At 47.7% G+C, this 20898-nt stretch carries 18 protein-coding genes and 1 tRNA gene; 13 read left to right on the top strand and 6 right to left on the bottom strand.

Annotated features, from left to right (window positions below):
• Positions 1–10: 10 nt before the first annotated feature.
• Positions 11–1138, top strand: coding sequence for a glycosyl hydrolase family 18 protein (locus tag DWX62_RS13650; RefSeq protein WP_016274290.1), 1128 nt, complete (start codon positions 11–13; stop codon positions 1136–1138).
• Positions 1139–1314: 176 nt separating this feature from the next.
• Positions 1315–2595 (top strand): hypothetical protein, encoded by a 1281-nt coding sequence (locus DWX62_RS13655; protein WP_120172951.1) that lies wholly within the window; start codon positions 1315–1317, stop codon positions 2593–2595.
• An 80-nt stretch (positions 2596–2675) separates the two neighbouring features.
• On the opposite strand, the gene DWX62_RS13660 is transcribed toward DWX62_RS13655, so the two are convergent.
• The gene (locus DWX62_RS13660) at positions 2676–4001 is read right to left on the bottom strand and encodes a hypothetical protein (RefSeq protein ID WP_120172952.1); all 1326 of its coding nucleotides are present in this window, start codon (positions 3999–4001) and stop codon (positions 2676–2678) included.
• 234 nt (positions 4002–4235) lie between these two features.
• Here DWX62_RS13660 and DWX62_RS13665 point away from each other — a divergent pair, with 234 nt between their 5' ends.
• The 7 genes from DWX62_RS13665 to DWX62_RS13695 all read left to right on the top strand — a co-directional run bounded on the left by DWX62_RS13665 (position 4236) and on the right by DWX62_RS13695 (position 9419).
• Positions 4236–5237: a 2-hydroxyacid dehydrogenase gene (locus tag DWX62_RS13665; RefSeq protein ID WP_005832453.1), complete on the top strand. Its 1002-nt coding sequence runs from the start codon at positions 4236–4238 to the stop codon at positions 5235–5237.
• 99 nt (positions 5238–5336) lie between these two features.
• The gene (locus DWX62_RS13670; RefSeq protein WP_120129886.1) at positions 5337–6041 is read left to right on the top strand and encodes a pirin family protein; all 705 of its coding nucleotides are present in this window, start codon (positions 5337–5339) and stop codon (positions 6039–6041) included.
• An 82-nt stretch (positions 6042–6123) separates the two neighbouring features.
• Complete coding sequence (locus DWX62_RS13675) at positions 6124–6858, top strand: MBL fold metallo-hydrolase (protein WP_061412169.1); 735 nt, start codon at positions 6124–6126, stop codon at positions 6856–6858.
• A gap of 39 nt (positions 6859–6897) precedes the next feature.
• Positions 6898–8043: a DUF4468 domain-containing protein gene (locus DWX62_RS13680; protein ID WP_035448863.1), complete on the top strand. Its 1146-nt coding sequence runs from the start codon at positions 6898–6900 to the stop codon at positions 8041–8043.
• A 49-nt stretch (positions 8044–8092) separates the two neighbouring features.
• Entirely contained in the window at positions 8093–8470 is a 378-nt protein-coding gene (locus DWX62_RS13685; protein ID WP_005831529.1) for a VOC family protein, read from the top strand.
• Positions 8471–8499: 29 nt separating this feature from the next.
• Positions 8500–8685, top strand: a complete 186-nt coding sequence (locus DWX62_RS13690) for a hypothetical protein (protein ID WP_008664928.1) — start codon at positions 8500–8502, stop codon at positions 8683–8685.
• The gene (locus tag DWX62_RS13695; RefSeq protein WP_005831533.1) at positions 8682–9419 is read left to right on the top strand and encodes a class I SAM-dependent methyltransferase; all 738 of its coding nucleotides are present in this window, start codon (positions 8682–8684) and stop codon (positions 9417–9419) included. Before DWX62_RS13690 ends, DWX62_RS13695 begins: the two co-directional genes overlap by 4 nt.
• A gap of 74 nt (positions 9420–9493) precedes the next feature.
• Here the strand turns inward: DWX62_RS13695 and DWX62_RS13700 are convergent, their stop codons facing one another.
• The 4 genes from DWX62_RS13700 to feoB all read right to left on the bottom strand — a co-directional run bounded on the left by DWX62_RS13700 (position 9494) and on the right by feoB (position 12986).
• A complete protein-coding gene (locus DWX62_RS13700; protein ID WP_005831535.1) occupies positions 9494–10030 on the bottom strand; it encodes a TlpA disulfide reductase family protein in 537 nt (178 codons plus the stop codon).
• 129 nt (positions 10031–10159) lie between these two features.
• Positions 10160–10231 (bottom strand) — tRNA-Cys (locus tag DWX62_RS13705).
• A 68-nt stretch (positions 10232–10299) separates the two neighbouring features.
• Positions 10300–10518, bottom strand: a complete 219-nt coding sequence (locus tag DWX62_RS22310; protein ID WP_016274282.1) for a hypothetical protein — start codon at positions 10516–10518, stop codon at positions 10300–10302.
• Positions 10515–12986 (bottom strand): ferrous iron transport protein B, encoded by a 2472-nt coding sequence (gene feoB / locus DWX62_RS13715; protein ID WP_120172960.1) that lies wholly within the window; start codon positions 12984–12986, stop codon positions 10515–10517. The genes DWX62_RS22310 and feoB overlap by 4 nt, the downstream gene beginning before the upstream one ends.
• Positions 12987–13331: 345 nt before the next feature.
• On the opposite strand from feoB, the gene tilS reads away from it, so the two are divergent.
• Positions 13332–14600 carry a tRNA lysidine(34) synthetase TilS gene (gene tilS, locus DWX62_RS13720; protein ID WP_120172961.1) on the top strand — a complete coding sequence of 423 codons (1269 nt, stop codon included), beginning with the start codon at positions 13332–13334 and terminating at the stop codon, positions 14598–14600.
• Between the two features lie 3 nt (positions 14601–14603).
• Here the strand turns inward: tilS and DWX62_RS13725 are convergent, their stop codons facing one another.
• A complete protein-coding gene (locus DWX62_RS13725; protein WP_034526131.1) occupies positions 14604–15437 on the bottom strand; it encodes a 4Fe-4S binding protein in 834 nt (277 codons plus the stop codon).
• 292 nt (positions 15438–15729) lie between these two features.
• On the opposite strand from DWX62_RS13725, the gene rho reads away from it, so the two are divergent.
• The 3 genes from rho (at position 15730) to ffh (ending at position 20890) form a co-directional block, all read left to right on the top strand.
• Complete coding sequence (gene rho, locus DWX62_RS13730; RefSeq protein ID WP_120172953.1) at positions 15730–17775, top strand: transcription termination factor Rho; 2046 nt, start codon at positions 15730–15732, stop codon at positions 17773–17775.
• 133 nt (positions 17776–17908) lie between these two features.
• Positions 17909–19375: a sulfatase-like hydrolase/transferase gene (locus DWX62_RS13735; RefSeq protein ID WP_005831557.1), complete on the top strand. Its 1467-nt coding sequence runs from the start codon at positions 17909–17911 to the stop codon at positions 19373–19375.
• Between the two features lie 192 nt (positions 19376–19567).
• Positions 19568–20890, top strand: coding sequence for a signal recognition particle protein (ffh, locus tag DWX62_RS13740; protein WP_005831559.1), 1323 nt, complete (start codon positions 19568–19570; stop codon positions 20888–20890).
• Positions 20891–20898 lie beyond the last annotated feature (8 nt).

Below are 20898 nucleotides of genomic sequence, written 5' to 3' on the forward strand. Positions count from 1 at the left end.
TGCACTCTCTATGAAAAGGAAACTGCTATTTATAATAGCTACTGTCTTTCTAGTAGCCGCATGTCACAATGACGACTACATGCCCGGACTGCCAGCTCCGGGAAATGAAGACAACGAGACCGAAATGGCCGAGCAGGTTGCAGGCCGGGTTGCATTGGGCTACGTCACTTATTATGGCACATCCATACCCGATGCCAAATACCTGACCCACATAAACTACGCTTTTGCAGAATTATATGTTAAAAACGGAATTTATGAAAAGTTTGGCCTGCAAGGTGATAAATCCCGTTTTGATAAGGTAAAGAAAATAAAGAGCCAGTATCCACATGTGAAGATATTACTCTCTTTTACCAATAGCGTTTCCAATACTGACAATTCCCAGGACGGAGGTTTCTCCGCCCTGGCGAAGAGTCCGGAAATGCGCAAGCAATTCGCACAAGACTGCAAAGCCTTTGTTTCGAGTGAGGGCATAGACGGTATTGACATTGACTGGGAATTTCCCGGTATGACCTTCGGCAGCAATGCCTATGACGAGTTGGTAGATGTGGAAAACTTCACCCTATTGATGAAAGACCTGCGTGCAGCGTTGGGGCAGTCCACCCTATTGACCTATGCAGGTTATTGCATGGACAAGCGTCCCCAAGGCGAAGGCTATAAATATATTGATGTAAAGGCCGTAGACCCGTATGTAGATTTCGTCAATATCATGGCCTATGATCTGGTTGATGCCCCCCAGCATCAATCAGCATTGAACAAGCCAAGTAATTACTGGGACTGCCAGCGTTCCGTAGACGAATACCTGAATGCAGGGGTATCTGCCGACAAATTAGTGTTGGGAATTCCGTTCTACGGAAGAGCCGATTTCAATGCCGGCGGCAGCATCAATTATCGGGATATTCTCAACCTGAGTAAGGATGACGGCTATGTCATCGAAAATTGGGATACAGAAGGCAATGTCCCCTATGTCACCAAAAACGGCAGTTTCTACTGTGGTTACGACAATCCCCGCAGTATTGCCGCAAAAGGTGAATGGATATTAAAAAATGGCATGAAAGGCATGATGTTCTGGGATTATGAAGGCGATGACACCATGGGAACTCTACGCAAAGCGCTGTGGAATGCCGTCATGAAAAAATAAGTAACTTAACACACATTCTCAGGAGGTTATTCCGGAAATTAGGGTAAGGGTAATTTTGCATACGATCTTCATTCAAGGCAAGAATACTGACGGAATAACCTCCTTTCCTCCTCCAAGACTACAAAACCTTTTTTCATTTAAGTTGTTGAAAGCACATTCATCAAAACCTAACTTAAATGAAAACAATCTTAAAAGCAATGTTTCTGTTGTGCGTAGCCGGACTTCCCTTGTCCACTATCCATGCACAAAAAAAAGAGATTATCGATGACGAAGCCCCCAACGGCATTGTCATAGTTACTATCGACAAAGCGGGCGACGAGATTATCCGCATCATGAATGAGTCACAATTGCCTTACATCCATGACCCGAAAGCTCCCCGCTTCTTATTGATGGACAAACAAGGCAAATTCGCCCTGGGTATCGGAGGGTATGTCCGTGCCATCGGCGAGTATGATTTTGGAGGTATTGTGGATGATATTGACTTTGTTCCTGCCAACATTCCAAGCAGTAGTAAAATCAAAAATCAATTTCAAATGGATGCCAGTACGGCCACTATCTTTCTGAAATTAGTCGGACACACCCGGCTATTGGGTGACTTCACAGTCTATACAGCCGGAAATTTCCGAGGAGGAGACAAAACATTCCAGCTACGGAATGCTTATATGTCATTCCGAAATATAACGGTGGGATATACTTACGGCGGTTTCATGGACTTAGGCGCCCTCCCCTCCACCATTGACTTCCAGGGGCCCAACGGTGCCACGTTCTACCGCGCTACACAATTGTCATATACTTATAAAGGGCTGAAAGACTTTCGTTTCCAAGCTTCCATCGAGGCGCCTGCCGTTGACGGCACAACAAGCAGCCAATTCGAAATTGCCCAGCAACGCATGCCGGACTTCACAGCTTCGGCACAATACAGTTGGAACAGCAGCAGTCATCTGCGTGTAGGAGGTATCATCCGCAGCATGACATATACCAGCACGGAAAGGGACAAGGCTTCCAGCGTCACCGGATACGGTGTACAAGCCTCAACGACCTTTAACCTCGGTAAAAAATGGCAGGCATTCGGACAAATCAACTATGGTAAAGGTATCGGGCAATACCTGAATGACATCAGTAATCTGAACGTCGATATTGTCCCCAATCCCGAAAAGGAAGGCAAAATGCAGGCATTGCCCATGCTGGGCTGGTATGCAGGTCTACAATATAACATTTCTCCAAAGGTATTCCTTTCAAGCACTTACAGCATGTCCCGCCTTTACTCTGAAGACGGTTATCCCAACGACCTGCCAAGTACCTACCGCTACGGACAGTATTTCGTAGCCAACGTATTCTGGAACGTAACCCCGAACATGCAGGTAGGCGCTGAATATCTGCGTGGCTGGCGCACCAACTTCGACAATTCCACCAACCATGCCAACCGTATGAACCTGCTTGTACAGTATTCTTTCTAATCCAATATAAAATAAGAAAGAAGCCGCCTCAAATCGATATTTGAGACGGCTTCTTAATATATAAAGGTAGGATTGTGAAATCAGAACTTATAGTCAACACCAAGACCAAACACTTTATTAGTACGGCTATAAACATTCTTGGTGGTTTCACTTATCTTCTTTGTATAATCATCATAGTTTGTCCAAAAATAGGCTATATTCATAGTCAAATGCTTTGTCATTTTGATGGCAGCACCAAACCCCAGTGAATAAGAGTCACATGAAAAACTTATATCACTCTGAAAATCATCAGCCAAGCCATAATCTGTACGCTGATAACCACCACTGATGGTCAGCTGTTTAGCTATATCCCATTCTGCACCAATCAAAATTTCATGTGTGCCATGCTTCAACGCTTTCTGCTTATCATTGGCCATCCCTGCCGCTTTATCAAAAAAATGGTGATATTCCAGCGTTGCACGAAGCGTAGGAAGGAATTCATAACCAACAGCTGCAGTCAATAATGCAGGGATATCACTCGGAGTATTCACACCATCCTTATAGTCAGCCAAAGGATTCCCTTCATCTCCCATAGCAGTTCCCATTGCACGCACTTCAGCTTTTTTGGTTTTATTTTCGAGATTAAGACTTGTCATAAACTCGTACTTCAACCCAATATTCCATTTGCCCAACTTCACATCAGCTCCCAAGATAGGGGTCAATCCCCAGCCGGTCTGGTCGCAGTCTAAATCGATACCAACCAATTCCATGCCACCATAAGTAGGAATATTACTGTGTGCTGTTGCAGTCAGAAATCCTTCATACCCACCGGTAAAATAATTCATACGTCCACCGGCAAACACACCTAACCAATCATTAACTTGATACGACAACCCCAATTGCACACCATAAACAAACTGGCTTCCATCCATTGCACTATTGATAGAATACATATTGGGAGTGATTTGACCACCCGAAATAGTATGGACTTGTCCCATCACCATTGAATCGAACATACCCAAACCATCATCAAACGATGCCTTACCGCCACCACCTACAACAGCAAAGCTACCGGAAATAGTCCAGTCTCCTTTTTTATATGCACCTTGAAAACTAGGAATGAAAGGAGCAGAAGCTTTTCCTTTATAATAACGTGTATTCCCATCTTCAATAAACAAGGGAAATGTCGCTTTTATGTTACGGGTCTGATAAGCACTTTGTCCATTCAAAGACAAATAGAGACCATCTTCCGGCAAAAAGGCCAAACCGGCCGGATTAGAATAGACACCGTCAATATCAATGGAAGCACCACGCGCTAACATTCTAAGAAAAGATACATGCTGATTTGTATTTGTTAGGATACCACCCGCAAAAGTTGGAATTGAAACGATTAACATCGCAATGCCAATCAACGAAAATTTTCTCATCTAAATCTTTTTTAATTGTTTTCGGGCGCAAAGGTACAATAATATTGCACATAAAAAATAGTTTTGTGCATAAAGTTATCCTAATATAATACTTTCATTGAAATACCAAATAGTTTCTGATGAAACAAATGGAAATAATTATCATTTTATGAATCCTTCCGGCCACTGAACCATATCAACTTTCCACTTGTTATCTCCCTATAATTATGTAACATTTAAAAAACAACAAATCTCATGGCATACACTATCGCATTTTTTGGCAGCAAACCTTATGATGAAGCGTCTTTCAACGAAAAAAACAAGGAATATGGTTTTGAGCTCCGCTACTATAAAGGGCATCTTAACAAGCACAACGTTATTTTAACCCAAGGAGTAGATGCAGTCTGTATTTTCGTGAACGACACGGCCGATACCGAAGTTATCCGTCTGATGGCAGACAACGGCGTGAAATTATTGGCGTTGCGCTGCGCCGGCTACAACAATGTAGATTTAAAGGCAGCTGCCGACTGTGGCATTACCGTAGTGCGTGTCCCTGCTTACTCCCCTTATGCCGTAGCAGAATATACCGTTGCCCTGATGTTATCCCTCAACCGTAAAATTCCACGTGCCACCTGGCGGACACGAGACGGAAACTTCTCGCTGCACGGACTTCTGGGCTTCGACATGTACGGAAAAACTGCAGGCATCATCGGCACGGGAAAAATAGCCAAGAAACTGATATGTATCCTGCGTGGATTCGGCATGAATATTCTTGCCTACGACCTCTATCCCGACTATAATTTCGCCCGTGAACATCAAGTGGTATATACCAGCCTGGATGAGCTATATCACAATTCGGATATCATCTCCCTGCACTGCCCGCTGACTGAACAGACCAAATATCTCATCAACGACTATTCCATCAGTAAAATGAAGGACGGAGTAATGATTATCAATACCGGACGTGGACAACTCATCCATACCAACGCCCTGATTGAAGGACTAAAAAACAAGAAAATCGGCTCTGCCGGCCTGGATGTGTACGAAGAGGAAAGCGAATACTTCTATGAAGACCAATCGGACAAAATCATTGATGACGATACCCTGGCGCGGCTACTGTCCTTCAATAATGTCATCGTCACTTCGCACCAGGCCTTTTTCACACGCGAGGCACTGGCAAACATTGCTTCGACAACCTTGCAGAACATCAAAGATTTTATGAACCATAAGCCACTGGAGAACGAGGTCAAGGCATAGTCCCCACTCATTTATAAATTCTTAGACATCGGTTTTTAAACTTTATAGCTTTCCAAAGCGTTACTAGTACATAAACCATTTTAAGAAAAGGAATAAATTATGAAAAAAGTTATAGACAAATCAGACAGCAGAGGTCATTCCCTATATGATTGGCTTGACAGCCACCACACCTTCAGTTTCGACGAGTATTACAATCCCCGCCGGATGAATTTCGGCGCCTTGCGTGTACTGAACGACGACCGTGTGGCTCCGGGAAAGGGCTTCGGCACACATCCTCATAAAAATATGGAAATCATCTCCATTCCCCTGAAAGGGAAACTGAAACATGGGGACAATCATCAGAACAGCCGCATCATCATTCCGGGAGATATACAAACCATGAGCGCCGGCACCGGCATCTACCACAGCGAAATGAACGGCAGTGACACTGAAGCGGTAGAATTCCTGCAAATCTGGGTGATGCCCGAAAAGCTGAACACACCACCCGCATACCAGGACTTCGACGTACGTCCACTCCTGCGCAAAAATGAAATGGCACTAATAGTATCCCCTGACGGCGATGCTCCTGCCAGACTGCTACAACAGACCTGGTTTTCTATCGGTGAAATAGAAGCCGGAAAGAAGATTGACTACCACATGCACCAATCGCATTCCGGTGCATACATCTTCGTAATGGAAGGTGAAGTCAAAGTGGACGGCACAATACTCTCACGTCGTGACGGAATGGGAGTATACGAAACCGGCAGTTTTGAGCTGGAAACATTGAAAGACTCTCACATTCTCTTCATAGAAGTACCGATGTAGCGTGCTTTTGCATAAAATAACAGCTTAAACCGGAAGTTTGTGTAGCGTTTTTTGTAATATTGCGCTATAATTCAATCCGTAAATGAAACTTGATTACATCTACCATAGCGGCTTCGCGATTGAAGCGGACGGAGTGACGGTCATTATCGATTACTATAAAGATTCCTCGGAAGAGGTTTTCAATAAAGGTATCGTGCACGACTATCTCTTGGAAAAGCCGGGCGTACTCTACGTACTATGCTCGCATTTCCATCCCGACCACTTCAATCGCGAAGTTCTTTCATGGAAAAAACTGCGGCCCGACATCCGCTACATATTCTCCAAAGACATCCTGAAGCACCGCCGCGCCTCAGCGGAAGATGCCACCTACATCAATAAGGGCGACACCTACGAAGACGAACATATCCGTATCCAGGCCTTCGGTTCTACCGATGTGGGTATCTCCTTCCTGATAAACCTGCAGGGCAGACGGCTGTTCCATGCCGGTGACCTGAACAACTGGCACTGGAGCGAGGAATCTACTCCGCAGGAAATACGCAAGGCCGAAGGTGACTTTCTGGCCGAAGTGAGAGAGCTGCAGCAAACTGCACCTGCCGTAGATGTAGCCATGTTTCCGGTGGACAGCCGTATCGGAAAAGATTATATGCGTGGAGCAGAACAATTCGTGGAACGAATAAAAATCACTATATTTGTACCGATGCACTTCAGCGAAGATTATCAGGGAGGCAACGCCTTCCGGCAGTTTGCCGAGAGCAAGGGATGCCGCTTTCTGAGCATTGCACACCGTGGTGAAAGTTTCGAACTCCCCAACTTGTAGCCCATAATTCGTAAATTAATAATTAAAACACATACTATTATGAAAAATTTGACACAACTTCTTTTTACACTATTTTGCCTTTGTCTGCCGGCCATGCTGCAGGCGCAGGATAGGGACGACAGTAAATATCTGGCCGGTGCTGTTCCCGAGGTGGACGGCAAAGTGGTATTCACCAAAGAATTCAGCATCCCCGGCATGTCTCAGGATGAAATCTACGAACGTCTGCTCGGCTGGATGGATGCCCGTCTGAAAGAGAATGAAAATACCAGCCGTGTAGTATTCTCAGACAAAGAGAAAGGACAAATTGTAGGTATCGGGGATGAATGGATTGTATTCAGTTCTACGGCTCTGTCATTAGACCGTACCAAAATCCTTTACCAGCTGACTGTGACCTGCCAACCCGAAAAGAGCGTGCTCGAAGTAGAGAAGATACGGTTTAACTACCGCGAAGGAAAAGAAAAATATACCGCCGAAGAGTGGATTGTAGACAAGTATGCCTTGAACAAGGCGAAGACCAAACTGGTACGCGGACTTGCCAAGTGGCGCAGAAAAACCGTAGACTTCGTTGATGACCTTTGCCTGGGAGCAGCAGAAGCATTGAGCGCCACCACTGCCAAAGCTCCGGTAGAAGAAAAGAAGGAAGAAAAGAAAGAGGTGAAAGCTGTCGTCAATTCCGGTCCGACGGTAATCACCCCGAAGAAACAAGTTACCGTGGAACCTGCCCAGGCTGCTGAAAAGGCATCCGAAGGCATCGTGAAAGATGCCCAAGTCATCGAAGTGCCCCAAGTCAAGAAACCTGCCGCACTGGTTCCTGCCCAAAAGAGCCAGCAGCAAGAATACAAGACCATAGCCCCCGAGCAATTGTCAGCCGATGCCATCCAGACCGGAGCAGGCAAATTGGTTATCGTCATCGGCCAAGAGCCTTTCAACATGACCATGATGACAGCAAACTCCGGAGGTTCTTTGGGCAAAGTCAACGGCAAACCAGTTGTATTCAGCATACTGTCGCCCGACCAGCCGTATGAACAAATGGAAAAAGCAGAAAGCTATACCATCCGTTTCTATCCTACGGGACAGACAGAGCCTACGGTCATTCTGGAATGTAAGAAACTGCCTTCACCGGCAACGATGGAAGGTATGCCACGCACGTATGTAGGCGAAATTCTGAAAGCAATGGTCAAATGACCGCACACGCAGACTGCAAATTGTAAATAATCAAATCAGAAATAAACAAATGGAAATAAAAAGTAAATTCGACCATTTTAATATCAATGTCACCAACCTGGAACGTAGCATCGCATTCTACGAAAAGGCACTGGGGCTGAAAGAACATCATAGGAAAGAGTCGTCCGACGGCTCTTTCACCCTGGTCTATCTGACCGACAGCAGTACCGGCTTCCTGCTGGAACTGACCTGCTTGAAGGAGCATCCACAAGCCTACGAATTAGGGGAGAACGAGAGTCACCTCTGCTTCCGCGTATCCGGTGATTACGACGCCATACGCCAATACCATAAGGAAAACGGATGGGTATGTTTCGAAAACACAGCAATGGGACTGTACTTTATCAATGACCCGGATGACTATTGGATTGAGGTACTGCCGGAGAAATGATATTTTACATCACTAAAACAACGAAATATATGAGTATAGAAGAAGCGATGATGGGTGGTATTGTCTTCAAAGGCAAAAAGGACAAACCTAAAGAAGAAAACAAGATAAAGACCAAAGCCAAGAAGAAAACCTACATTACCGGGCAACACGGTTCCGCCTCAGCCAAAATGAAAGCAGAAATCCGCCGCAAACGCGCTAACAGACATAAGAAATGATAAATACAGCCTTATTGCCTGCCGACAAGGACCCGATGGGCGCAGCCATAGCCGATTACTTTAAACGGCATAAAGCCGACCGCCTACGCGTGTTCTCTTCACAATTCGATGAGGACGAAATTCCCGTCGAAGAGCTATTCCGCACAGAAAAGCAAATGCCCTTGCTGGAGCGTACTGCTCTGCAAATGGCGACCGGAAAGATTCTGGATGTGGGTGCCGGTAGCGGTTGCCATAGCCTTACCCTGCAAGAAGCCGGAAAAGAGGTCCATGCCATCGACATTTCCCCGCTTTCCGTGGAAGTGATGAAGCAGCGAGGTGTGCGTAGCGTATCACAAACCAATCTGTTCAATGAACAGTTTGCCGATGAATACGACACTATCCTGATGCTGATGAACGGTTCCGGCATTATCGGAAAGTTGGAGAATCTGCCTGATTTTTTCCGGAAGATGAAGCTACTGCTCCGGCCTGGAGGCTGTGTTTTAATGGATTCCAGCAACCTGAGCTATCTGTTCGAAGAGGAAGATGGCAGTATTGTTATCAACCTTGCCGGTGATTACTACGGAGAGGTAGACTTCCAGATGCAATACAAGAATGTCAAAGGCGACTCCTTTGACTGGCTCTATATCGACTTTCAGACCCTGAGCATCTATGCTGCCGAAAATGGCTTCAAAGCAGAGCTGGTGAAAGAGGGTACACATTATGACTATCTTGCCAAACTATCCCGACAAGCATAAAAGTGAAGTGCCCCCTAAAAGTTAGACAAAAACTTTTAGGGGGCACTTCCTTTTTTATATCTTGCCTATTCCTACTATTCAGAAAGCATTCCGTCAATCTCCTTCACCAGAGAAGCAAATTCTTCAGGGTTATACAGACGTGTCAGCTTCACAATACGCCCTTCCTTATCAATCAGGACATTGCGTGTGATACCTGCCTTGCGGAGCGCATACTTCGCAAATATATCCGCTCCCGGGTCCAGACCCAAAGGATAGGTCACTCCGGTTGACTTACCAAAAGCAATCACTTTCTCCAACGGCTCGTCACGGTCGATGCCAATCAGCATAAAATCCGGATTCGACTTATGCTTCAGCCATATATCCTTCTCAATGAAAGGCATCTCCTTACGGCATACCCCACACCAACTCGCGGTAAACTGCAACATGACCACCTTCCCACGAAGTCCCGAAAGGGTAATGCTTTTCCCATCCGTCAGCTTCACTGTAAAATCTGGAGCCATCTCCCCTACCTTAACGATGTAGCCGGTACTGTCCGCCACTACATCCTGCGCCTTGCCTGCCATGCTGCACATAGCAAACAGACAGAAAATCAGAAATCCAACTTTTTTCATTTTATTCAATCTTTAATAAGTAAGCTGTAACTATTCAGCGAATGATATTTTATAGAATGGGCAAACAATTCCCTATAACAAAAAACTCCGAAACACTTTAAAAAAGCAGTTTCGGAGTTTTATTCTTCGAGGTACCTGGCAGATTCGAACTGCCGTACACGGTTTTGCAGACCGCTGACTAAGCCACTCATCCAAGGTACCGATTCTTACAAGAACTCTTTATTTCTCGTTTGCGGATGCAAAGGTAGCACTTTTTTTGAAACTACCAACTATCCGCAACAACTTTTCTTCTTTTTTTTCGTCACTCCACTGCACTCCGCACGCTTCTTATCATATAAATTCTTTAGTTCACAGCCACTTGCACAACTATCACACGGATTACCATTTTCTTTGACCCGATGAAAAAAAGAATAAATACTCATGCCAATCCGCACAGCGCAGAGCAACAACAATAAGGCTACTACCCACTCCTGCCAACTATTCATCATAAAAGCAGACCTCCTATCTGATAAATTGCAAAAGACATCAGCCAGGCCAGCGCAGTAGTATAAAGCCCCGCAAACACGGCCCACTTCCAACTGCCCGACTCCCCTTTAATGGCTGCCAACGTGGCGATGCACGGAAAATAAATCAGCACAAACACCATGTAACCGAAAGCCACCAGGGGCGTTATCGGAATGCGTTCACCCAAGCTTACGGCATCTGCCTCGGCATCGTCGGCATAAAGCACTCCGAGCGTGCTTACCACCAGTTCCTTGGCGCCCACGCCGGAAAGGATGCCGATGCCCAGCTTCCAGTCGAATCCCAACGGTTCAATGACCGGTTCCATGGCTTTACCAATCCGGCCGATGTAGGAATTCTCCTGCTGTTCCGTCACACTTTCATATTCATCGTGGTTGGGATAATATCCCAATGCCCAGATAACGATGGATGCCACCATAATGATGCCTCCCATCTTGCGGAGATACTGCGCCCCCTTCTCCCACGTATGGCGGAAGATGGCCTTGGACGTCGGCATACGATAAGGCGGCAGCTCCATGACAAACGGCGTATCGTCTCCTTTCACCAGAAAGCGGCAGAAAAGACGTGCCATGACCACTGCCAACAGAATGCCGATGGCATAGATTACTAACAGCACAAAGCTCGCATTGTTCGGGAAGAAGGCGCCTACCAGCAATAAATAGATGGGTAGACGAGCGCTGCACGACATCAGCGGATTGATGAGCATCGTCACCAGACGGCTCTTGCGGTTCTCGATGGTACGCGAAGCCATAATGGCGGGCACATTACACCCAAAGCCCATAATCAGCGGAATGAAAGACTTTCCATGCAGCCCCATTTTATGCATAATCTTATCCATAATGAAAGCGGCACGTGCCATATAGCCCGAGTCTTCCATCAAGGAAATAAAGAAATAGAGCAACAGAATATTCGGCAGGAAAACAATGACACCGCCCACACCTCCGATAATACCATCCACCAGAAGGTCCTTCAGCGGTCCTTCGGACATGTTGTTGCGTATCAGGTCGCCCAATTCGCCTACCAGCCATTCAATCCCCTGCATAGGATAGTCGCCCAGCACAAAGGTGCCTTCGAACATCAGATAAAGGAAAAGGAAGAAAATGGGATAACCCCATACACGGTGAGTAACGATTGAGTCTATGATTTGAGTAGTGCGCGACGTATCCTGATGATTGTCCACATAGGTCTCGCGCAGGGCACCGGCTATAAAACCATACTTGGCATCGGTGATGGCCTGCTCGCTCTCCTCGTTCACCACCTCGGCAATCCGTGCCTCTTCCCGGTCGCGGACAGCAAGAATCTCCTTTCCATTGGGCAACTCTTCCACAATCTTTTTCAAGTCTTCGTCGTTCTCCAGCAACTTGATGGCAAGGAAACGCGTGGAATATTTGTGGCGGATGTTCTCATTGACGCTGATGACGCGCTTCACCTCCTCAATGCTACGTTCCAGCTCGGGACCGTGATTGATATGGATATGACGGTAGAAGCCACGCGGCTGTTCTATCTCTTCTTTATGGCTGCCGAAGTCATGGTCGGGAACATACTCCTGATGCCAGCTGCGAAGGTCATTCAATATCTCGCTGCGCATCCTGCCCTTATGGTCGAGGAAGTCGCCGCCTTCGTAAATATTGATAATCACATGGAACAGCTGTTCAATGCCTTTTCCGCTACGGCTGACCGTAGGCAACATCGGAACTCCGAACAACTGGCTGAGCTTTACATAATCCAGCGTGTTTCCACTGGCTTCCAGCTCATCGTACATGTTCAGTGCAATCACCATGCGCACGTTCATGTCAATCAGCTGGGTGGTGAGATAGAGATTGCGTTCCAGGTTGGAAGAGTCCACAACATTGATAATGATATCCGGCGTTTCATTGATAATGTGCCGGCGGACATAGATTTCTTCAGGGGAGTAGGCCGAGAGGGAATAGGTTCCGGGAAGGTCGACAATACGGAAGTGGTAGCCTTGGAAATCAAAATACCCCTCCTTGGCATCTACCGTAACGCCACTGTAATTGCCCACATGCTCGTGCGAACCGGAAGCGATGTTGAAAAGAGAAGTTTTACCACAGTTGGGATTTCCCACCAAAGCTACATTTATGGTGCGGCGTTTGCCGAGGGCCAGTTGCTTCAGCTCATCTTCGCCCAGATGCATGTTTTCGCCCAACCCCTCGTGGTAATCGGGCTGCACAGCCTGCTCCTTAGCTTCCTGCTCACTGATAATCTCTATCATCTCAGCCTCCTGCCGACGAAGAGAAATCTCATATCCCATTACTTTGTATTTGATAGGGTCGCGCAGTGGGGCATTCAGCAAGACCTCCACTGTTTTACCTTTAATAAATCCCATTTCCACAATCCGTTTGCGGAAACCACCGTGTCCCAGCACTTTTACGATTACACCTTTTTCACTGGTATTCAATTCGGACAAACGCATAGTCTTTCTGCCTTTCTTTTCTATTTTGGGGGCAAAGATAATACTTATGTCCGCAAGGCACAAATAATTTAGAATGTTTTTAAATAAGAGACACTAAACAATAATGTCCAGAAGGCAGAACACTACTTCCAGAGATACTAAATCGTAATTTCACCACAGCTTTGTTCTTTTCTTACCACAGCTGTGGTAAGAAAAGAACAAAGCTGTGGTATGCATAAAACACAACTGTAGTAAGATTAACTTTTAGCAAATACGACCTTAGTCGATAGAGATTCTGAAAATAGATACTTGCAGATATGGCAATAAAAATCGTTTCACTATCTTTGCACCACTCTATAGTTGAATATGCAGAAGGTAGTACAATACATCGAGCGCCACAAGCTCTTCTCGCCGGACGACAAGATACTTGTGGCACTGAGCGGCGGGGCGGACTCCGTGGCGTTGCTGCGCCTGCTCCTCAGCCTGGGATACACATGCGAAGCCGCCCATTGCAACTTCCATCTGCGCGGAGCGGAATCCGACCGCGACGAGCACTTTGTACGCCAACTCTGCCTGGAGCACCGGGTGACGCTGCACACCGTCCACTTCAACACGGAGCAGGAAGCAAAGGAACGGCATATCTCCATCGAAATGGCTGCAAGGGAATTGCGCTACGCGTGGTTCGAAAAAACAAGGGAAGCATGCAGTGCAGCTGTCATTGCCGTCGCCCACCATCAAGATGACAGTGTAGAGACATTGCTGCTCAATCTGATTCGCGGTACCGGCATCAACGGATTGCGGGGTATACGCCCCCGAAACGGACATATAGTCCGCCCCTTGCTCTGCCTGGACAGAAAGGAAATCGTCGGTTATCTGGAAAGTATCGGGCAAGCCTACGTGACGGACAGCACCAATCTGCAGGACGAATATACCCGCAACAAAATACGCTTGAACCTGCTTCCCATGATGCAGGAGATAAACCCCTCCGTCAAGGAAAGCATCCTCAAAACGGCAGAGCATCTGGACGATGCCGCCTCTATATATAATATAGGTATAGAAGAAGCCAAACTGCGAGTCAAGACACCGGAAGGCATAAGTATCGGCGCCCTGAGGCAAGAAGCGGCACCGGAAACGGTCTTATTTGAAATTCTGCATCCGCTTGGATTCAACGCCGCACAAGTAAGGGACATCTGCCGGACATTGGACGGACAGCCCGGCAAAGTCTTTGCCACCCCCGGCTGGCGTGTCATCAAAGACCGCGGCTCGTTGTTGATAGAGCCCGTACAGGAAGCCGTAAAGCCGTTATTGGAAATGAAAGAGCATCCCTATGCACCGGATTTCATGATTCCACGCGACAAAGCTACCGCCTGCTTTGATGCCGACAAACTCCAGCATCCCCTATCACTGCGCCTTTGCAGGCAGGGAGACAGCTTCGTGCCCTTCGGCATGAAAGGCCGGAAGAAGGTAAGCGACTACCTGACCGACCGCAAGTTCTCCCTTCTGCGCAAAGAACGGCAATGGGTGCTTTGCTGCGGAGATGACATCATCTGGCTGGTGGGAGAACGGGTGGACAACCGTTTCAGAATAGACGAAAAAACCCGGAAAGTGCTGGTCGTATCAACCATCGACCAGTAGCCATCACAGAATAATTCTGTCCTCCTTCTGTTTCTTGAAGCAATCGGAAAGCAATACGGCAAACGGCGTGTCATACGTGCGCGCCTTCTGCGGACAGCCTTTCACACAAGCACAACATTTGATGCATTTCTCTGCAACCGTATTGCACTCGTCTCCTTTTATAATGGCTCCTGCAGGACAATGCTTCACGCAATATCCGCAATGCGTACAACGTTCCGCATCCACTTGCGGAGTACGGGGCATAGGCACCCCACTCTTACGCAACTTGACGACTCTGCGCAAAAAGCGGAGCAACGGGAAGAAAGGCTGGCGCGGACGCTGGATACGGGTCACATCCACCCCATACAGTTTCTCCATATCTTCGGCCGCCGCAATTTTAGCACGTATCTTTTCACCAAAAAGCTTTGCATACTCCAAGTCGTCCGCATCCGGACGTCCGGCTGCCACCGGATATTTCTCACTGCTATAAGAGTGCTCTCCTACAAACGTAGCACCTGCAATTACCTTGAAGCCCAACCTCGTGACAAAAGCATCCAATTCCACCAAAGCCTTCTCATAGGCCCGGTTGCCGTACACCACCACAACCACGGCAGGTGCACCGTCAGCATGAAGCTCCTTCATCCGCTCCAATGCCAAAGGAGCCACATGGCCGCCATATACGGGCACCGTGATGACCGCCAAAGCATGGGAAGGCACCTCCCTTTTACCCGCCGCCTCCAAGGTGAGGTCCACTTTGGAGACAGACGAAATTCCCGTTCCGTGAACAATTGCCTCTCCCACTTGTTTAGAGGTACAAGTAGGTGAAAAAGTTATCAACTGTACTTCATCTATATTCATAAACCAATCCTTCATGTTGTTGTTAATACAGCAAAGATAAAGTTTTAAATTTAAAAAAAAGATGATTTGTTTATGAAACCAAAAATATTTATTACCTTTGCACCGTTGAAACATTCTGCGACTTCTTGCTGTGGCAAGAATTGTTTATCAGATTTCCGGTTCAATAATAAATATCCCATATAAATCATATATCACAAGGTAAACTTGCCCAAGTTGCTTCCTACAACAACTGCAACTGTGCACTTATGCCTTTCAATAAAAGTAAATTTTAAACCATTCACATATATACTGTATGTATAACATCATTCAACTGAACGACAAAAATTTGTCGGAACTACAAACTATTGCCCAAGAACTGGGTATAAAAAAAACAGACTCACTCAAAAAAGAAGAACTTGTTTACAAGATACTTGACGAACAAGCTATCGCAGGCGCTACCAAGAAAGTTGCCGCCGACAAGCTGAAGGAAGAGCGTAAAGGGGAAAAGCAAAAACGCTCGCGCGTCACTGTAAAGACCGTAAAAAAGGAAGGTGCCGACAAAGTGTTCTCAGCCAATAAAAACGGAGACCTCACCAAAGCCAAAACAGAGGAAGCACCGGCTGCGAAAGAACAACCCAAAACTGTGGAAGCACCCCAAGAACCGACCATAGAAGCTGCAACGCCGGCGCCAGCCAAAGAAGCCGCCGTACCCAAACGCAAACCGGGACGCCCCCGCAAGGTAAAGGAAGAGACTGCTGCACCCCAAGCAACGGAAACCCCGAAGGTTGCCGAACCGGAATTGAACTTCGAGGCTAAAGCTCCGAAAACAGAACCTCAGGCAGAAGCCAAAGCAGAAAAGAATATCGTACCGGACGAAAGCCCTATTCTGGCCGAAACGGCAGATGACTTCATCCCCATTGAAGACCTCCCTACGGAAAAAATAGAATTGCCATCCGAACTCATCGGCAAATTCGAAGCGACCAAAGCGGAAACTCCCGCCACTCCCACTCCTGCCGCTGCCGCTGCCCCAGCCGAACCGCAACAGCCACAACGCCCGCGCCTCCGCGCCCGCGACAACAACAACCCATACAATAACAACAACAATAACAACCGCAACGGTGGCTATAACCAACAGCGCCCCGTGCAGCAGCGCCCTGCACAACCGTATAACAACGGAGAGAACTATCCCGCCGCTCCGGAACGCAAACCCGTAATAGAACGCGAGAAGACGTACGAATTCGATGACATCCTCACCGGAACCGGTGTACTGGAAATCATGCAGGATGGCTACGGCTTCCTCCGTTCCTCCGATTACAACTATTTGTCCTCACCGGACGATATTTACGTATCACAATCACAAATCAAATTGTTCGGCCTGAAAACCGGTGATGTGGTAGAAGGCGTAATCCGTCCCCCGAAAGAAGGCGAAAAGTACTTCCCGCTGGTAAAAGTATCCAAAATAAACGGACGTGACCCGGCTTTCGTACGCGACCGCGTACCGTTCGAGCACCTCACTCCCCTCTTCCCGGACGAGAAGTTCAAGCTTTGCAAAGGCGGATACTCCGACTCTATGTCGGCCCGTGTCGTAGACTTGTTTGCCCCCATCGGCAAAGGTCAGCGTGCCTTGATTGTGGCACAGCCCAAAACCGGTAAGACCATCTTGATGAAAGACATAGCCAACGCCATTGCCGCCAATCATCCGGAAGTCTACATGATTATGCTGCTCATCGACGAACGCCCGGAGGAAGTTACCGACATGGCGCGTACCGTCAATGCGGAAGTAATCGCCTCTACCTTCGACGAACCGGCAGAACGCCACGTGAAGATTGCCGGCATCGTCCTTGAAAAAGCAAAACGCATGGTGGAATGCGGACACGATGTTGTCATCTTCCTCGACTCCATCACCCGCCTGGCACGTGCCTACAACACCGTATCCCCGGCTTCCGGCAAAGTGCTTTCCGGTGGTGTGGATGCCAACGCATTGCATAAGCCCAAACGCTTCTTCGGTGCAGCACGTAACATCGAGGGCGGCGGTTCACTGACCATCCTTGCCACTGCCTTGATTGACACTGGCTCAAAGATGGACGAGGTTATCTTCGAAGAATTCAAGGGTACGGGTAATATGGAGTTGCAGCTCGACCGCAACTTGTCCAACAAGCGTATCTTCCCGGCTGTCAACATCGTTGCCTCCAGCACCCGCCGCGACGACCTGCTGCAAGACAAGCAGACACTGGACCGCATGTGGATTCTCCGCAAGTACCTTGCCGACATGAATCCGATAGAAGCCATGGACTTCGTAAAAGACCGTCTGGAGAAGACCAAAGACAACGACGAATTCCTGATGAGCATGAACAGTTAACAGCAACTGCATACAGATATTGTACAAAAGCTTCCATTTACGTTCATAAACGTAGGTGGAAGCTTTTTTTATATCCGTTTTTTCATACATTTGCCACCATACAATAACCTTGAACAAATAAAATCCAAATCTGATGAAAACGATTCACTCTTTTATGGGAATGGCATTGTGCAGCTTTCCGGTAATGGCACAGCAATCGCCCAATTTTCTTATTATCCAATGCGACCATCTGACCCAGCGGGTAGTAGGCGCATACGGTGCCGACCCCAGCTGCACTCCACCTATAGACCGAATTGCCTCCCAAGGTGTAACATTTGCCAACGCATACGTGGGATGCCCCCTCAGCCAACCGTCACGCGCTGCCTTATGGAGCGGACTGATGCCGCATCAAACCAATGTACGTTCCAACTCGGCCGAACACATCAATCCTCCGCTACCCGACAGCATTCCGACCCTGGGAAGCCTCTTCACCGCCAACGGTTATGAGGCCGTCCACTTTGGCAAAACCCATGACATGGGTTCTCTAAGGGGATTCCGCCACAAGGAACCGGTTGCCAAGCCCTTCACCGACCCCGAATTTCCCGTCAACAATGACAGCTTTCTGGATGTAGGAACCTGCGAGGATGCCGTGGCCTATCTCAGCAATCCACCGCAAGAACCTTTCATCTGCATAGCCGATTTCCAAAACCCGCACAATATCTGCGGATATGTAGGCGAAAATAAAGGGGAGCACATAGATAGCCCCATCAGTACCCCACTCCCGCTACTACCCGAAAACTTTGAAGTGGAAGACTGGGAAAAACTTCCGTTGCCCATTCAGTACATCTGCTGCAGCCACCGGAGGATGATGCAAGCCGCCCACTGGAACGAGGACAATTACCGGCACTACGTCGCCGCCTTCCAGCATTACACGCGGATAGTGGCCAGACAGATAGAGAGTGTACTGGAAGCCCTCTACTCCACTCCCGCCGGCAAAAATACAATTGTCATTGTACTGGCAGACCACGGAGACGGAATGGGGTCACACCGCATGGTAACCAAGCAGGTCAGCTTTTACGAAGAAATGACAAATGTGCCCTTCATCATAGCCGGTCCCGGCATTCATCCCCGTCAAAAACCAGTGGAAGATTTACTGACCCAACCCACTATCGACCTGCTGCCCACTCTCTGTGAACTGGCAGGCATTCCGGTGCCTTCCTCCAAGCCCGGCATCAGCCTTGCCCCTTTTCTGAAAGGCGAGAAGCAAAAGAGACAGCACCCCTATGCAGCCTCCGAATGGCACAGTGAATACGAAGTGACCGTCAGCCCGGGACGGATGATACGCAGTCCCAGATACAAATACACACACTATCTGGAAGGCAACGGGGAAGAACTGTATGATATGTTGAAGGATAAAGGAGAAAGACGAAACCTTGCCCATGACCCCAAATACTCAAAGATTCTGGCCGAGCACCGGGCACTGCTGGACGACTACATCCGCCGCACACAGGACGACTACCGAAGCCTGAAAGTTGAAGCCGACAAGAGATGGCGCAGCCACGCACCGGGATATCCCAACCACGAAGGACCCTGCGCCAGAGACATTATCAATAGAAAGTAAGCAAAAAGAACTAAAAAAACAGAATAATATAGATGATTATCAATGCCTTGACCGGCACTTCCATTCTTTTCGCCCATCCCGCTGCAAGTCTTCAATAATATTCTGCTTCAAAAGAAGGCAGTTAAAGGGATTTTTTGTACTTTTGCGCCTCAATAAGAGTAATTTGTAATTTAGTAATTGTAATTAGATACTATGTTCGATAATTTAAGCGAGAGACTTGAAAGGTCGTTTAAAATTTTGAAAGGTGAGGGCAAAATCACCGAAATCAATGTTGCGGAAACCCTGAAAGACGTACGTAAGGCACTTTTGGATGCCGACGTGAACTATAAGGTAGCCAAAAACTTCACCGATACCGTTAAGGAAAAAGCCTTGGGACAAAACGTGCTGACAGCCGTTAAGCCCAGCCAGCTGATGGTAAAAATCGTACACGATGAACTGACCCAGCTCATGGGCGGCGAGACTTCTGAAATAAACCTCGACTCCAAGCCTGCCATTATCCTAATGTCCGGTTTGCAAGGCTCCGGTAAAACAACTTTCTCCGGAAAGCTGGCCCGCATGCTGAAGAGCAAGAAGAACAAAAAGCCGTTATTGGTGGCTTGTGACGTGTACCGTCCTGCCGCTATCGAGCAGTTGCGTGTACTGGCTGAACAGATTGACGTACCGATGTACTCGGAACCGGACAGCAAAAATCCGGTAGCCATTGCCCAAAATGCCATCCAAGAAGCCAAAGCCAAAGGTTACGACCTTGTAATTGTCGATACAGCCGGTCGTCTGGCAGTGGATGAGGAGATGATGAACGAGATTGCCGCCATCAAGAAGGCCATCAATCCGGACGAGATTCTGTTCGTAGTGGATTCAATGACCGGTCAGGATGCAGTGAATACCGCTAAGGAATTCAACGAACGGCTCGACTTCAATGGTGTAGTATTGACCAAACTGGATGGTGATACCCGCGGTGGTGCCGCCCTTTCTATCCGTTCGGTGGTAAACAAGCCCATCAAGTTTGTAGGTACCGGTGAAAAGCTGGATGCCATCGACCAGTTCCATCCCTCACGTATGGCCGACCGTATTCTCGGTATGGGTGACATCGTATCTTTGGTGGAACGTGCGCAGGAACAATATGACGAGGAAGAAGCCAAACGCCTGCAAAAGAAGATTGCCAAGAACCAGTTCGACTTCAACGACTTCCTGAGCCAGATTGCACAAATCAAGAAAATGGGTAACTTGAAGGAACTTGCCTCCATGATACCGGGCGTAGGCAAAGCCATCAAGGATATAGACATTGACGACAATGCCTTCAAGAGCATTGAAGCCATCATCTACTCCATGACTCCGGAAGAACGCAGCAATCCGGCCATTCTGAACGGTTCACGCCGCCAGCGCATTGCCAAAGGTAGCGGTACGAATATTCAGGAAGTAAACCGCCTGCTGAAACAGTTTGACCAGACCCGCAAGATGATGAAGATGGTCACTGGCAGCAAGATGGGTAAGATGATGCCGAAACTTAAAAGATAAGATAACAG

The sequence above is a fragment of the Bacteroides sp. AF20-13LB genome, assembly GCF_003603065.1.
In the GTDB taxonomy this organism is placed as follows: domain Bacteria; phylum Bacteroidota; class Bacteroidia; order Bacteroidales; family Bacteroidaceae; genus Bacteroides; species Bacteroides uniformis.